General features: G+C 59.9%; 9 protein-coding genes and 1 tRNA gene. 3 read left to right on the top strand and 7 right to left on the bottom strand.

Going from position 1 to position 14543, the window contains the following annotated elements; genetic code table 11:
* Nucleotides 1-238: 238 nt before the first annotated feature.
* Nucleotides 239-1240 (bottom strand): MBL fold metallo-hydrolase, encoded by a 1002-nt coding sequence (locus PL640_RS02590; protein WP_271360700.1) that lies wholly within the window; start codon nucleotides 1238-1240, stop codon nucleotides 239-241.
* A gap of 209 nt (nucleotides 1241-1449) precedes the next feature.
* On the opposite strand from PL640_RS02590, the gene PL640_RS02585 reads away from it, so the two are divergent.
* Entirely contained in the window at nucleotides 1450-2847 is a 1398-nt protein-coding gene (locus PL640_RS02585; RefSeq protein ID WP_142841204.1) for an MDR family MFS transporter, read from the top strand.
* Here PL640_RS02585 and PL640_RS02580 read toward each other — a convergent pair whose 3' ends face one another.
* From PL640_RS02580 to PL640_RS02570, 3 genes are all read right to left on the bottom strand, one after another.
* Entirely contained in the window at nucleotides 2848-3588 is a 741-nt protein-coding gene (locus PL640_RS02580) for an RlmE family RNA methyltransferase (protein ID WP_271360699.1), read from the bottom strand.
* Complete coding sequence (locus tag PL640_RS02575) at nucleotides 3585-5216, bottom strand: Ppx/GppA phosphatase family protein (protein WP_271360698.1); 1632 nt, start codon at nucleotides 5214-5216, stop codon at nucleotides 3585-3587. Before PL640_RS02575 ends, PL640_RS02580 begins: the two co-directional genes overlap by 4 nt.
* A gap of 228 nt (nucleotides 5217-5444) precedes the next feature.
* Nucleotides 5445-5521 (bottom strand) — tRNA-His (locus tag PL640_RS02570).
* Nucleotides 5522-5835: 314 nt separating this feature from the next.
* Here PL640_RS02570 and PL640_RS02565 point away from each other — a divergent pair.
* Together PL640_RS02565 and PL640_RS02560 are read left to right on the top strand one after the other, a co-directional pair.
* Nucleotides 5836-9576, top strand: coding sequence for an ATP-binding protein (locus PL640_RS02565; protein WP_271360697.1), 3741 nt, complete (start codon nucleotides 5836-5838; stop codon nucleotides 9574-9576).
* A gap of 75 nt (nucleotides 9577-9651) precedes the next feature.
* Nucleotides 9652-11316, top strand: coding sequence for an ABC transporter permease (locus PL640_RS02560; protein ID WP_271360696.1), 1665 nt, complete (start codon nucleotides 9652-9654; stop codon nucleotides 11314-11316).
* Between the two features lie 312 nt (nucleotides 11317-11628).
* Here the strand turns inward: PL640_RS02560 and PL640_RS02555 are convergent, their stop codons facing one another.
* Genes PL640_RS02555 through PL640_RS02545 form a run of 3 tightly spaced genes read right to left on the bottom strand, consistent with a single transcriptional unit; the run spans nucleotide 11629 to nucleotide 14523 of the window.
* On the bottom strand, nucleotides 11629-12441 hold the full coding sequence (locus PL640_RS02555; protein ID WP_046800630.1) for an ABC transporter permease: 813 nt from the start codon (nucleotides 12439-12441) through the stop codon (nucleotides 11629-11631).
* Nucleotides 12442-12445: 4 nt separating this feature from the next.
* Nucleotides 12446-13354, bottom strand: coding sequence for an ABC transporter permease subunit (locus PL640_RS02550; protein ID WP_142841196.1), 909 nt, complete (start codon nucleotides 13352-13354; stop codon nucleotides 12446-12448).
* Between the two features lie 11 nt (nucleotides 13355-13365).
* Complete coding sequence (locus PL640_RS02545; protein WP_142841194.1) at nucleotides 13366-14523, bottom strand: ABC transporter ATP-binding protein; 1158 nt, start codon at nucleotides 14521-14523, stop codon at nucleotides 13366-13368.
* Nucleotides 14524-14543: the final 20 nt, after the last annotated feature.

Genomic DNA, 14543 nt, shown 5'->3' with positions numbered 1-14543 from the left:
AAGTTCACCCCGGCGCCCTGCAAGGATTGCTTGGAAGTTGGCGAGGGCTGGTAACACGTTCATGACAGGAAGGGAATAGAAAAAACCCGGAATAACCTTCCGGGCTTTCTCTGTTGCTGCATTGCAGCAGATATTAAAGCGCGTCGTGTGGATTCCTGCTCCACAAGAAGCGCTTTAACTGCTTGTTTTTATGCATGTCGTTATCGCAAAACCGTTTAACACTTTTGCGCGACATGCATTAGATGTCGAACTGGTAGGATTTCGGCACGAAACGGTAACCCGTATCCAGCTTTTCCGCATAGCCAACGGACGGGAAAGGCATGTGATAGCCGAGGAAAGGCAACCGGTCAGTGGCGATCATGTCATAGACCTTCTTGCGGGTTGCGGCGGCCGCTGCCTTGTCCATGTCGAACTTCACCTCCCAGTCCGGCCTTTGCAGCGACAGGACGAAGTGGTTGGCGGTATCCGCCGTCAGGATCAGCGGCCTGCCTTCCGATTCGATACGGAAGATCATGTGCCCCGGCGAATGGCCGAAGGCCGCAATGCCGGTGATGCCGGACACCACATTGTCGCCGTCACTGATGAAGGTTGTTTTTTCCGCCAGCGGCTTGACGTTGGCGATAACGCCCTTGTGCCCACTCTCGGCAGGCGTGCCGACCCGCTTCTCATCCGTCCAGAAATCATATTCCGCCTGGCCGACCACGTAACGCGCCTTTGAAAAGGCCGGCGCGCCCTTTTCCATTAACCCGCCGATGTGGTCGCCATGCATATGGGTCAGCACCACCACGGTCACATCTTCAGGCGTATAACCTGCCGCTGCCATGCCTTCGATCAGGCGGCCATTGCCGGCGCCACGGCCGGCCTCGCCGAAGCCGGTGTCGAACAACACAAGGTCTGAGCCGGTATTGACGAGAACCGGCGAGAAGGAATTGACGAATTGTTCCTTCGGCAGAAAATTGTCTTCCAGCAATTTGCCGACCGTCTCCGCCGACTGGTCGGTGCCGAAGGTCTCGCCCGGATTGGGTGCGGCGCGCGCGCCGTCCTTCACGACGAGCACCTCGAAATTGCCGAGCTTGAAGCGGTTGGTTTCCGGCGGCATGGCGTGTTTTATCTCCATGGAGGTCTGTGGCTGGTTGGTCTGGGCCGTTGCGGTGCGCGCCATCAACAGCGGCGCGCCGAGGACGGTTGCGCCGGCCGCACCGATGAGGCCGCGTCTGCTCATGCTCAAGGATTGGGTCATCATCTTGTCTCCGATTTCGCCAACTGGCCGTTATCACCAACTGAACTCACCCAACGGACAATAGAGCGAGAAAGTTTCAAGAAAACCGGCCTCACGCAGGTTTGATCGGAGCGTTAGAAATAGACAATTAACATGTTGGCAAGCGGCCCCATCAGGCGTAGGAGGAACAAGCGACACCTTTGTCGCAGCGGAAAGCCGCAGGCAGCCCCATGAACCGCATCATCCCCCTCATCCTGGCAGTCGCTCTCTTTATGGAGCAGATGGACTCCACCGTCATCGCCACCTCGCTTCCGGCGATTGCGAAAGATCTCAATGTCGGACCGATCACGCTCAAGCTGGCGCTGACGGCCTATATGGTGGCACTGGCGATCTTCATTCCCATCAGCGGCTGGATGGCCGACAAATACGGCGCGAAGAAAATCTTCCGTTTCGCCATCGGCGTTTTTGTCGTCGGGTCAATCTGTTGCGCGGTTTCGTCTTCGGTGTTCGAATTCGTCGTCTCGCGGTTCCTGCAGGGCATGGGCGGGGCGATGATGACGCCTGTCGGGCGCCTCGTGCTGCTGCGCACGACCAAGCGTAGTGAACTCGTTTCCGCCATGGCGTTGCTGACGATACCGGGGCTTGTCGGGCCGCTCACCGGCCCGCCGATTGGCGGCTTCATCACCACCTATTTTTCATGGCACTGGATTTTCCTGATCAACGTGCCGATCGGCATCATCGGCATCTGGCTCTCGACCATCTTCCTGCCGGAAATCGAGACCACCAACCCGCCGCCGATGGACGGCAAGGGGTTCGTGCTGTCAGGCATCGCCGCCTCGGGCGTGGTGTTCGGTGTGTCGGTGGTCAGCCTTCCGGCCCTGCCGCCGAGCATCGGTATCGCCTCGACGATCATCGGTTTCATCTGCGGATTTCTTTACATGCGCCACGCCGCGCGCCATCCCGCCCCAATTCTGGATTTCCGCATTTTTCAGAATGCGACGTTCCGGGCGGCTTCCGTCGGCGGCACAATCTTCCGTATTTCAACGGGCGCCATTCCCTTCCTGATGCCGCTGATGTTGCAGATCGGCTTCGGACTCAATCCGTTCCAGTCGGGCATGATCACCTTTGCCGGTGCGATTGGCGCGATCACCACGAAATTCATGGCCAAGCGGGTGTTTGCGGCAACCGGGTTCAAGTCAACGCTGATCGGGGCCGGCATTGTCGGCGCCTGCACGACGCTTGCCAACAGCTTCTTCACGCCTGATACGCCCTACCCGCTGATCATGATCTTTCTGGTCACCGCAGGATTTGCCCGGTCGTTCTTCTTCACCGGATCGAACGCGCTCAGCTATTCCGATATCGAGGACAGTCAGGCCAGCCAGGCAACCTCGATGGCCTCGGTGCTGCAACAGATCAGCCTGGCGCTGGGCGTGGCTTTCGCCGCCTCCATTCTGGAAGTCAGCAGCATGATGTCCGGCACGCATCTGCAACTTGCCGATTTCCACATCGCCTTCACCATCGTGGCGCTGGTGTCGCTGTTTGCCGTCGTGCCGATCATCCGCATGGACGCACAGGCAGGCGCGGCCGTATCCGGCCACCGCGGCAAGGTTTCGCAACCGGCGGAGTGATCAGTCTTCGGCAGCCTCTTGCGCGTCCGCATCGACAGTGGTCTCGTTCTTGCGGCCCTTGAAGTGCTTGGCAAGCAGGAACATCTCGACCGATTCCGAGCGTGACGAGGCAGGCTTGATATGCAGGACCTGCTTGAAGTTCTTTTTCAGCATGTCCAGCAGCGCCTTTTCGGTGCCGCCCTGGAAGGTCTTGGCCAGGAAATGGCCGCCTTCTGCCAACACCTGAACGGCAAAATCGGCTGCGACTTCGCACAGATGCATGGTGCGGATGTGGTCGGTCTTCTGGTGGCCCGTGGTTGGCGCCGCCATATCCGACAAGACAAGATCGGGCGTGCCGCCGACGGCTTCCATCAGCTGGTCCGGTGCGGTCGGGTCGAGGAAGTCGAGCTGCAGGATCTTCACGCCGGGGATAGGATCGATTTCGAGGAAATCGATGGCCGCGACGCGAATATCGTCCTCGGTGGAATCGGTCACCTTGGAGGCGATCTGCGACCAGCTTCCGGGTGCGGCGCCAAGGTCGATGATGCGGGTCGCACCTTTCAGAATCTGGTGCTTGTCGTTGATTTCCAAAAGCTTGAAGGCGGCGCGGGCGCGATAACCTTCAAGCTTCGCACGCTGCACATAGGGGTCATTGATATGACGCTCCAGCCAGCGGCGCGACGAGGCCTTGAGCTTGGTCTTCTTGACCTTCTGGCCGATCTTTCGGCCGGTACGATTGGTGCTTGTCGGCGCCTTGCTCATGTCAAACCTTCCGTTCTGTCCTGCCGTACCATCTGCATGCGCCTTATGCGGTTACGCCGCCATGCGCCGTCATCCGCCATCATATCCGTCAAAAGCCCTTCGCGCAGGCCACGATCTGCCACCCGCATGCGGCGTGACGGCCAGCGGCGGCGAATGGCCTCAAGAATGGCGCAACCCGCCAGAACCAGATCGGCCCTGTCAGGACCGATGCAGGCATTGGCGGCGCGGCCGGCAAAATCCCATGCGAGCAACTTATCCTGCATCGCGGTCACCTCGGCGTCGGACAGCCAGAGGCCATCCACCTTGCGGCGATCATAGCGCGGCAGATCGAGATGGACACCCGCAAGCGTCGTCACCGTGCCGGATGTTCCGATCAGGTGGAAATCCTCGTGGTGCAAATGCGGCGCCAGTGGCGGGCAATGGAACGCATCCAGCAGCCCTTCGACCTCCCGCACCATGGCGGCAAAGACATCGGGCGTCACATCACGGCCGCCGTGGCGTTCCGAGAGCGTGACGACGCCGACCGGAAGCGAGGTCCAGTGGGTGATGTGGTTAGCAAGCCGGTTCGAGCGGTTTTCACCGACCTTGATGACGGCGATTTCCGAAGATCCGCCGCCGATATCGAACAGCACAACGGAGCGCGCTTCCCGCCCGACAAGCGAGGCGCAGCCAGAAACCGCAAGCCGGGCTTCCGTCTCGCGGCTGATGATTTCGAGTTTCAGCCCCGTTTCCCGCGTAACACGCGCCAAAAACTCCTCGCCATTGGAGGCGGCACGGCAGGCTTCGGTGGCGATCAGCCGCATGCGCCTTATCGGGCGGCCGGAAAGTTTCGCCGAGCAGACCTTCAGAGCCTCGACGGCGCGATCCATCGCGTCATCGGAAAGCCGGCCGCTGGACACCAGCCCCTCGCCCAGCCGGACGATGCGCGAAAAGGCATCGACGACCCGGAACTGGCCGGGACGTGTGGGCTGCGCGATCAGCAGGCGGCAATTATTGGTGCCGAGATCGAGCGCCGCATACATATCCGCCGGCGTGTCCTGGCCGTGCTCATGCTGGCGACTCGCCTGACGTGCGGAATCCAGTTGCTGGCGGTGCGGCTCCTGGGAAGCCCCGTTAGCGCGCCCGTTCTGCTTGCCGACATGTCGCGGTGCCTGGGAAGGAACCAGCGGGCGGCCCTGCGGATCGCGACCACGCGGATCGCGGTGAGCCCGCTTGCGGTTGCGCGATTTGCGAACACCACCGGGCGGTGCTGAGGATGAATTGGTGGCGTCCGTTACAATTGGAGCCTGCGCCTGCTCACCAGATGCAGGCACACTCTGCTGGGAGGACGTGCCTTTGCCGCGAGAACGCCGCCGGCGCTTTCTCTTGCGCGGTTCGGCATCCGGCTCGAGAGCCGACACGTAGGGAGAACCGGCCGGAACATCCGCGGCAACATCATGCGACAGCACAGCGGCGTCACGGGGCTTCCCGTCACGCTTGTGTTTCTTGCCACGACGGGATCGCTTCGCTTTCCCTTTGTTCGCCACCGATGCCCCTTGGTCCGACGGCTTTGGGCCGTTTCCGGGGTCGATCACTGTCTTGTCCATTTCGCCGCGCACAAGCGAAGACGCTATGCTGCTGGCTTTCATAAGGTTTCGTTGGGCAGACAATACCAGCGCAAGAGATTTTAGCCAAATGGTTTTTCCCGAACCGAAAACGGCAAGGGTTCACATGCGACAAAAAAGGCGGGCACGGACGGCCACAATCGCCGTGATTATTTTCGGCGACTTTCAAAACCGGGATATCAGACTGGGAGAAGAATTACTCCCATCTCCCGGTAAGTCCTTGTAGCATTTGAACTTATCGGGAGAAGGGAATGGTACGGTTGAGTGGGGTCGAACCACCGACCTCAGGTGCCACAAACCTGCGCTCTAACCAACTGAGCTACAACCGCACATGAAACGCCGAAGCGGCGTCACGGGGGGTGACATAAAAGGTGTTTCCCCCATTTGCAAGTGCCTCCGTGAATTTTGCGAAAAAAGGCATCGAAAGGCAAGCGCTTTCATTGCGCCGCGACGGATAACGGGCGAAGGCGGGGCCTGTTCATGTTAACTCTGTTTGGCGATTCATCCGCCGGATGGTGGACCCCGCCGGCCTGTGAAGTTATTTAAAATTCTGTTAACGTGGTGCCATAGCGGGTTTACCTTTCAGCTTCATGAGGAGGCTGAAAAGCCCGTAAGGTCCGGTAGTGCCAGAATAGGTTTCGACATGCCCGCCGTCCAGTATCCCTTTATCGATATAGCAGTGCATGAACGGGTGCGTGAAGGTTTCGGGCGCGGCGAGGCGATGGCTTTGTTCTCGCTCGACCTTCAGAGCGCCCTTTGGGCCAACGGCCGGGGTGCGGCTTTGTTCGGCACGCCGATGGTTTACGATTTTCTGGAACAGGGGCCGAAGCGGCAGGATGTGACCTTCCGGCAGCTGGCGGCAACGGCGGCGCGGCTTTCCCGGGCGGGCGACAGCCTGCCGTTTACCATTCGCATCAATGCCGGTTTCCGCAGCATTGCCGTGACCGCCAGGGCGGAAATCATTGAAGCAGAACCGGGCCAGCCCGCAATACTGTTTTCCGCCCTTACCGATCAGACCGCACCTGACACGGCGGAATGCGCCCGGCGCATGATCGAAGGTTTTGACGACCCCGATATTCATATGGCGGTTCTGAATGGCGAAAACGAGATTATCGCTGCTTCGCCGCGCTTCTCGTCACTGGGTATTACGCCGCATACGGCAAGGACGCTGGTGCGCATGGCCGCGGGCCAGTCCGGCCATCTCGTCAAGCGTCCCGTGCCAACAGGCAAGGGTTATCTGCCGGCGGCTACCGGCCAGATCACGGCGTCGCCCGAACTCAACCTGATGTTCGTGGTCGAGACCGCGCTTGGTACGCTCGATCCTGTCAATGGGTTTGCTGAAGACAAGCCGCAGGAAGCCCCGGCTGCCGTTCAGCCAGATTTGCCAGTTGCGGAGGCCGCACCTGTTGTCGCAGCAGCAGCCTCCTTTGATTCCGTGCTGGATGCCGTTGCCGGTATCGAGGATGTGGAGGAGGTGCCGGAACTGTCCACCGATGGCGAAGACGAGATTGTGACGGAACAGGAACTGGACGCCCTTCCCTTGCCGGCAGAAGAGCAGGCCGAGGCCGCGCTGGAAATCCCTGTCAAAGATGCCGATGCCGCCGCGCGTGAGGCCATGACCGACGATATTGCCGATCTCTTCGAACTCGATGCGGATGAGGCAGAGGTGCCGGTAAACGACCGCGCCGCCGGTTACGACCATGCTGAAGAGACATTTGCAGACGCTGAAAGCGTACCAGCGGAAGAGATCACCGAAACCTTGACTGCGCAGACCGCCGCGCAGGCGGCAAAGGAGATTCCGGCGGAAACGGAAGCCGCAGACGCAGCACCGGCTTTTGTTTTTAATGCGGGTGCCCGCGCCTCCCGTTTCGTCTGGAAAATCGATGCGGAAGGACGCTTCAGCTCGATTTCGCATGAATTCGCAGAAGCTGTCGGTGCCAAGGCGGCGGCTGTCGAGGGCATGGGCTTTGCCGATGTGGCCGCACTTTTTAACCTTGATCCGGATGGCAAGATTCGCGAACTACTCGGTCGTCGCGACACATGGTCGGGCAAGACGATCTATTGGCCGGTGGAAGGCACCTCCCTGATGGTGCCGATCGACCTCGCCGCCCTGCCCACCTATACGCGCTCGCGCGAATTCGACGGTTTCCGTGGTTTCGGCATCGTGCGGCTTGCCGACGCCGCGCAAGATCCGCATGCCACCGGCCTGACCTTCCTGGAAGGGGAAGAGGTTTTTCCGGCCGAGACTTCGCCACAACCGGATGCCGAGGATGAAAGCCACGAATTGCTGGCGTTTATCGATGAGGATGACGTTGCCGAAGACGAAGCCGTTTCCGCCGGAGACGATGAGACCCCGACCGAATCTGGCGACACCACCGGCGAGGTGACGGACCAAGACCAGCATCCTGATGACAGCCCGGCGGAATTCGAAGCGCCAGCACCGGCACCCGCTTCGGACACCGAGCCTTCCTATTCCGACAAGGTCGTTCATCTGGAAGAGCGCCGCTCACGCTCCCGCGAGGGTCTGACCGCAGGCGAACAGGCCGCCTTCCGGGAAATCGGCCGGACACTTGCACCCATCGACGCGCTTGCGGACGAAGAGGTGCATTCCGCCGAGCCGGTTCCACAGAATAGCCGCGAAGACATCGCCCCGGAAATCCCGGCGGACGAAACGCAGAACCTTCAAGAGGCTGCCAAGGCAACCGAAATGGCGGAAGAGGACGACCTTTTCGCCGATTATGTTCGCGGTGAACGGCCGGCGGCTGCCCCCACGCCGGCGACTGAAATAGACACCGGCGAAAAGGAAGACACCGCAACGGACCTGCAGCCGACGGCGGATATTGCCGCTGCGATGGTCAGCCCTCCCCCTCGCCCCGCCGGCGTACTGACGGCCGAGACGCTGGATCAGATGCCGGTGGCGCTTCTTGTCCATGCCGGCGACAGGCTGATCCACGCCAACCCGGATTTCCTGCGGCTGACGGGCTACACCTCGCTTGAGGAGCTTCAGGACGTGGGCGGGCTGGAAGCGCTGCTGCAGCGGCAGGAGCTGGACGAGATGCCTGACAATGAGGGTGGCATGGTCGTGGTCAGTGCCGAAAACGACATCATTCCGGTCAAGGCGCGGTTACAGTCCATCCGCTGGGAAGAAACCAAGGCACTGATGCTGTCGCTGGTTCCGCTGGAGGAAAAACAGACACCTGTTGCAGCGGCCAACGAAAATACGGCAGCGACAGCGGGTGCAGAAGCCGGCAGCGTTTCCGTGCTGCAGGGCGAAGTCGAGGAACTGCATTCCATTCTGGAAACCGCCACGGACGGCGTGGTATTGCTGGGAGACAGCGGTGAAATCCGCTCGCTCAACCGTTCCGCCAGCGCGCTGTTCAACTATGACAATGGCGAAATCGCCGGCAAACCCTTCGTCACCCTGTTTGCGCATGAGAGCCAGCGCGCCGTGCTGGATTATCTCTCCGGCCTTGCCAATAACGGTGTGGCCAGCGTGTTGAATGATGGCCGCGAGGTGATCGGCCGCGAAGCATCCGGCGGGTTCCTGCCGCTGTTCATGACCATCGGGCGGCTTAAATCCTCGCATGGCTATTGCGCCGTCATTCGCGACATCACCCAGTGGAAGCGCACGGAAGAGGAACTCCGCAACGCCAAGCGCGCGGCGGAAACCGCCAATGCCCACAAGACCGATTTCCTGGCTCGCGTCAGCCATGAAATCCGCACACCGCTCAACGCCATTATCGGCTTTGCCGACATGATGGCGACCGAACGGTTCGGGCCGATTGGCCATCCGCGTTATGCAGAATATTCCAATGATATCGGCCGTTCCGGCCGGCATGTGCTCGATATCGTCAATGACCTGCTCGACATTTCCAAGATCGAAGCCGGGCAGATGGATGTGGATTTCATCGCCGTGCCGCTGAACGAGACGGTGGCCGAAGCCGTCTCGCTGGTGCAGCCGCAGGCCAACAATCAGCGTGTCATCATCCGCACCGCACTGTCGCAATCCGTGCCGCAGATCGTTGCCGACCTGCGCTCGATCAAGCAGATCGTGCTGAACATCCTGTCCAACGCCATCCGCTTCACGCCCTCCGGCGGCCAGATCGTGGTGTCTACGGCCTATGAGGCGAATGGCAGCGTCTCGCTGCGCATCCGCGACACCGGCATCGGCATGACGCGGGCGGAGCTGGAACAGGCCATGAAGCCATTCCGGCAGGTGGCATCATCCAGCAAGCGCGTGCGTGGCGACGGCACCGGGCTTGGCCTGCCACTGACTAAGGCGATGGTGGATGCCAACCGCGCAAATTTCTCCATCACCTCGACGCCGAATGAAGGCACGCTGGTGGAAATCACCTTTCCGTCGCAACGGGTTCTTGCCAACTGAGGTCATGCGGGCGTAGCAATGCGAAGGCCACCGGCGTAATGATCGCCGATCAAGGCTTTCGCAAGACAGGCCCGCATGCCCATGACGGTTTCCCTTCCAGCCACAAAACGTGTTTCGATACTGCCTGTCGCGGCGGTCATCGTCGCGGCCATTGCCGCCATGCCCATTCTGGCGATCTTCTGGCTGGCGCTGACCGGCAGCACGGAAGGATGGCAGCATCTTCTCGCCAACGTCCTTCCGCGTGCGGGGTTTCGCACGTTCATGTTGCTGGGGATGACGGCCGCGACGACGGCGTTTTTCGGCATTGCCTGCGCTTGGCTCGTCACGACATTCGAATTTCCGCTGCGGCGTCTGCTGTCTGCAGCACTCGTGCTGCCGCTCGCCATTCCCTCCTATCTCGCCGCCTATGCCTTCGGTGAGTTCCTCGATTTCACCGGCCCGGTGCAGAGCGCAATTCGCGCCGCCTTCGACTATCACAGCATCCGCGATTACTGGTTTCCCGACATACGCTCACTTGGCGGCGCGGTGATCGTCCTGAGTTCGGTGCTTTACCCCTATGTCTATCTTTCGGCCCGCGCCGCCTTTTCCATGCAGGGCCGGTTTGCGGCGGAAGCGGCCCGCACGCTTGGCGCAAAGCCGCTCAGCGTGTTCTTTTCCGTGCAGTTACCGATGGCGCGGCCAGCGATTGCCATCGGGCTTTCGCTCGTCTTGATGGAGACGCTGAACGATATCGGTGCAGTCGAATATCTCGGTGTCCAGACGCTGACCTTCACCATTTACGAGACCTGGCTCAATCGCGGCAATCTTGCCAATGCGACGCAGATCGCCGCAGTCATCCTCATCATCGTTGGCGCGCTGATCTTCATCGAACGCAATGCGCGTGAGAAACAGCGTTTCGGTGCGCCGAAAGCGACAAGCATGGCGCAGCGCCACCGGCTGAAGATGTTGACCGGCTGGCGGCGCTGGTGTGCGAGCCTGTTCTGTTTCCTGCCGGTGGCAAGCGGGTTTTTCATCCCCGTCATCGTGCTCGGCGGTTACGCGTCCAAGCGGCTGGATGCGCTGTTTGCGCCGAAACTTCTGAAAGCGCTGGGCCACAGTCTCGAGGTCTCCCTCTCTGCCGCTTTCGTCACCCTGGTCGCGGCTTTCATCTTTTCCTACGCCATTCGAACCGAGCGCTCGCGCACGTCAAAGGTCGCCGCCCGCCTCGGTTCCATGGGATATGGCGTGCCGGGAACGGTGCTTGCCATCGGCGTGCTTATTCCGCTCGCCGGCCTCGACAATGGCGTCGACGGGTTCATTCGGTCGCATTTCGGGTTTTCAAGCGGGTTGCTGCTTTCCGGCACCGCCTTCGCCATCATCTATGCCCATAGCGTGCGCTTCATGACCATGGCGGAAGGCACGCTCGATGCCGGTTTCCAGAAGCTCTCGCCGCATATCGACATGGCCTCGCGAACGCTTGGGCGCAATCGTTTGCAAACGCTGTTCAAGGTGCTGCTGCCGAACATGCGGCCGGCGGCTCTGACTGCTTTTCTGCTCGTGCTGATCGAATCCATGAAGGAACTGCCGGCGACCATCCTGCTCAGGCCTTTCGGTTTCAACACGCTTGCCACACTGGTCTATGAGGATGCATCCCGCTCCAGGGTGCAGGATGCCGCCGTGCCGGCGATCATCATCATCATCGCCGGGCTTATTCCCGTGCTTCTCGTCTCGAAATCCATGGATCATCCGGAAAACAACTGAGCCGCGCCTGGTCTCTCGGCAAAAAGAAAGGCGGCCTTTCGGCCGCCTGTATTAGTTGTGCTTTTTTTAACGAGAGAAAGGGGGACAACCTCGCCATATGGAAATTATCAATCCCGGCCGTCAGAAATTTGACAGCCCTGCGTTAGGTTTACTTTCCGCCAACTCCTATTAACAAGCGGTTAAAACCAAAATCGAGCAATTACCGACGATAATTCCTATTTTGAGACCGTAAAGTCCCAAAACTAAATTATAGGTTTCCAATTTTATTGCGATTTCAACAGTAACGTGAGGAAATCGAAGCAGAGCCGATAATCAGTTGCGGGCGGCGGCATGCTCATCCCGCATCCGCTGCAGTTCGGTGCGTTTGGACGTGATGGAGGTGACGATGACACCGATCGTCACAAGGCCGATGAGGATCGTGCAGATGGCATTGATTTCCGGCGTCACCCCGAGACGCACCTGCGAGTAAATCTTGATCGGCAACGTGGTTGCGCCGGGGCCTGTGGCGAAGCTGGCGATCACCAGATCGTCCAGCGACAGCGTGAACGCCAGCATCCAGCCGGCGATGACGGCGGGGAAGATCAATGGCAGGGTGATGCGGAAGAAAGTCTTCACCGGTGGGCAGCCGAGATCGAGTGCGGCTTCCTCAAGACTGCGGTCGAAGGTGAGCAGGCGCGACTGCACGACGATTGCCACATAACACATGGTGAAGGTGGTGTGGGCGATGACCACCGTCCAGAAACCACGATCCACCCCGACAGCCACGAACAAAAGCAGCAGCGACAGGCCGGTAATGACTTCAGGCATGACGAGCGGCGCATAGATCATGCCGGAAAACAGCACGCGCCCCGGGAAGCGGGCAAAACGGGTAAGCGACAGGGCCGCCAGTGTTCCAAGGATGGTGCCGATGGTGGCGCTTAAGATACCGACACGCAGCGTCACCCAGGCGGCATCCATCAGCCCCTGGTTCGACCACATGGACCTGTACCATTGCAGCGAGAAGCCGCCCCAGACCGTCACCAGTTTGGAGGCGTTGAAGGAATAAACGATCAGGATGATGATCGGGATATAGAGAAAGGCAAAACCGAGGGTGAGGACGGTGATGTCGAATTTTCCGCGCTTCATGGCCTCACCCCACCTTCTTCTGCTGGTTCTGGAAGATGGCAATCGGCACCACCAGCAACAACAGGAGCAACACGGCCACGGCCGATGCCAAAGGCCAGTCGCGGTTGCCGAAGAATTCCGTCCACAGCGTCTTGCCGATCATCAATGTCTGCGCACCGCCGAGCAGATCGGGAATGACGAATTCACCTGTTATCGGGATGAAGCAGATCATCGACCCGGCAACCACGCCCGGCAGCGACAGCGGGAAAGTGATCTTCCAGAAGGCCTTCCATGGCGGGCAGCCAAGATCAGCCGCCGCTTCAAGAAGCGTGTTGTCCAGTTTTTCCAGCGCCGAATAAAGCGGCAGCACCATGAAGGGCAGATAGGAATATACAATGCCGATGAAGATCGCCGTCTCGGTGCGGAAGATATTGACCTGCTGGTCAGGCCCCAGAAGACCGATCGACTGGAACAGTACCGTCAGCAGGCCCTCCGGCTTCAGAATGCCGATCCAGGCGTAAACGCGGATCAGGAACGAGGTCCAGAACGGCAGGATTACCAGCATCACCAGTGTCGGCCGCACGGCTGAAGGCGCGCGCGCCATGGCCAGCGCCATGGGATAACCGATCAACAGCAGAAGGCAGGTGGAGATGAAGGCGATGCGCAGCGACGACAGATAGGCGTCGATGTAGAGTGGGTCTTCCGTCAGGAACAGGTAATTCTCGAAATCCAGCTGCGAGAAGAACGCCCCGAGCTTCGAAAAGCCTTCGAAGACCGGCGTGTAGGGCGGCATGGATATGGCCGTATCCGACAGCGATATCTTGAAGATGATGAAAAACGGCGCTGCGAAGAACAGCAGCAGCCAGAAATAGGGAACCGCAACGACCAGCCAGCGCCAGGGGCTTTGCCGGTTCTCGGGAGTGGTGATCGCCATGAAAGCCTCCCTCAGCGCGTCAGGACAAGACCTGAATCCGATTTCCAGTTCAACCACACCATGTCGCCGAAGGTGATCGGGCGATCAACGAGACGGGACACATTCGCCTGCGCCGCACGGAGGACACGGCCATCGGCGAGCTTGACGATGAAGACCGAAAAGTCACCGAGATAACCAATATCCCAGACCTCGCCATAGGCGGAATTGACGGAGCTATCGGCCGGCTCATCCAGCGAGATGCGGACCTTTTCCGGGCGGATGGCGTAAGCCACCTGACTGCCGGTTGCCGCAGCGCATTCCTGCTCCACCGCCACTTTCAACCCGTCGCAATCGAGCGTCACCAGACCCGGTTTGCCGATATCGGAGGCATTGGCAACGACATTGGCGTCGAAAATATTGATGTCGCCGATGAAGTCAGCCACGTAACGGCTGTTCGGCGCCTCGTAAATCTCGGCAGGTGTCGCCACCTGCACGACGATGCCCTTGTCCATGACGGCGATGCGGTCCGACACCGTCATCGCCTCTTCCTGATCGTGGGTAACGATCAGGAAGGTGAGGCCGAGATTGGTCTGGATGTCCATCAGCTCGAATTGGGTTTCCTCGCGCAGCTTCTTGTCGAGCGCGCCGAGCGGTTCATCGAGCAACAGCACCTTCGGCCGCTTGGCGAGCGAACGGGCGAGCGCCACGCGCTGCCGCTGGCCGCCGGAAAGCTGGCTCGGCTTACGTTTGGCAAATTCCGTAAGTTTGACGAGCCGCAGCATTTCCTCGACGCGGGAAGCGATTTCCGCTTTCGGCAAGCCGTCCTGTTCGAGACCGAAGGCGATGTTCTTTTCCACCGACATATGCGGGAAAAGCGCATAGGACTGGAACATCATGTTGGTGGGACGCTTATAGGGCGGAACGCCGGAAATATCCTTGCCCTGCAACAGGATGCGGCCCTCGGTCGGCTCCTCGAAACCGGCCAGCATGCGCATCAGCGTGGTCTTGCCGCAGCCAGAGGGACCAAGCAGCGAGAAGAACTCGCGCTCGTAAATGTCGAGCGTCAGGTTGTTGACGGCGACAAAATCGCCGAAACGCTTGGTGACATTTTCAAAACGGATGAAGGGAACCGCATCGGGATTGTCCCACGGGCTGAATTTGCGTTTGACCGGCCCCAGAGTTTTCGCCATTCACCCTACCCTCAAATCCC

Origin of the sequence: Agrobacterium sp. ST15.16.024 (assembly GCF_027956545.1) — a bacterium.
In the GTDB taxonomy this organism is placed as follows: Bacteria; Pseudomonadota; Alphaproteobacteria; order Rhizobiales; family Rhizobiaceae; genus Agrobacterium; species Agrobacterium cucumeris.
Note: the sequence above shows the minus strand (reverse complement) of the source record. Positions and strands in the feature narration are given on the sequence as shown.

Excerpts from the sequence above, each read along its gene's own strand:
- PL640_RS02565 (WP_271360697.1), top strand. The coding sequence starts at position 5,836 with ATGCCCGCCGTCCAGTATCCCTTTATCGATATAGCAGTGCATGAACGG.
- PL640_RS02560 (WP_271360696.1), top strand. The coding sequence starts at position 9,652 with ATGCCCATGACGGTTTCCCTTCCAGCCACAAAACGTGTTTCGATACTG.
- PL640_RS02550 (WP_142841196.1), bottom strand. The coding sequence starts at position 13,354 with ATGGCGATCACCACTCCCGAGAACCGGCAAAGCCCCTGGCGCTGGCTG.
- PL640_RS02590 (WP_271360700.1), bottom strand. The coding sequence starts at position 1,240 with ATGACCCAATCCTTGAGCATGAGCAGACGCGGCCTCATCGGTGCGGCC.
- PL640_RS02585 (WP_142841204.1), top strand. The coding sequence starts at position 1,450 with ATGAACCGCATCATCCCCCTCATCCTGGCAGTCGCTCTCTTTATGGAG.
- PL640_RS02580 (WP_271360699.1), bottom strand. The coding sequence starts at position 3,588 with ATGAGCAAGGCGCCGACAAGCACCAATCGTACCGGCCGAAAGATCGGC.
- PL640_RS02575 (WP_271360698.1), bottom strand. The coding sequence starts at position 5,216 with ATGAAAGCCAGCAGCATAGCGTCTTCGCTTGTGCGCGGCGAAATGGAC.
- PL640_RS02555 (WP_046800630.1), bottom strand. The coding sequence starts at position 12,441 with ATGAAGCGCGGAAAATTCGACATCACCGTCCTCACCCTCGGTTTTGCC.
- PL640_RS02545 (WP_142841194.1), bottom strand. The coding sequence starts at position 14,523 with ATGGCGAAAACTCTGGGGCCGGTCAAACGCAAATTCAGCCCGTGGGAC.